This is a genomic window from Oceanihabitans sp. 2_MG-2023, assembly GCF_030547245.1.
GTDB lineage: Bacteria > Bacteroidota > Bacteroidia > Flavobacteriales > Flavobacteriaceae > Oceanihabitans.
Genome location: NZ_JAUOQT010000030.1, coordinates 1 through 503, shown reverse-complemented (window position 1 = coordinate 503; position 503 = coordinate 1). Strand labels below are relative to the sequence as shown.

The 503-nt window shown below is 40.4% G+C and carries 1 protein-coding gene; it reads left to right on the top strand.

Features of this window, described 5'->3' with window-relative positions; translation table 11 throughout:
- Positions 1-503: SdrD B-like domain-containing protein (locus Q4512_RS16385; protein ID WP_303426461.1), on the top strand; the 503-nt coding region annotated here is incomplete at both ends.

Sequence of the window (503 nt, the reverse complement as noted above, 5' to 3'; positions counted from 1 at the left end):
GGTTATGAACCAGTAACTGCAGAATTAACAGGAGTTGTATTCGAAGATCTTAACGGTGATGGAGTACAAGATCCAGGAGAAGAAGGAATAGAAGGAGTAGAAGTTGTAATTACAGATGTGGATGGAACAGTAACCACAGTAACAACAGGAACGGATGGAACATGGTCATTAAACAATGTACCATTAGGAGATGCAGAAGTAGATGTAGATGAGACTACATTACCAACAGATATTACAGATACTTTAACAACAGGAACCTCAGATCCAGAAACAGTAACTGTAGTAGAAGGAACTAATGCTACTACCGATGATGGATATGCACCAGCAGTAGGAGATTTAAGTGGAGTTGTATTCGAAGATCTTAACGGTGATGGAGTACAAGATCCAGGAGAAGAAGGAATAGAAGGAGTAGAAGTTGTAATTACTGATGTTAACGGAGACGAAACAACAGTAACAACAGGAACGGATGGCTCATGGACAGCAACAGACATTCCAGTAGGAGA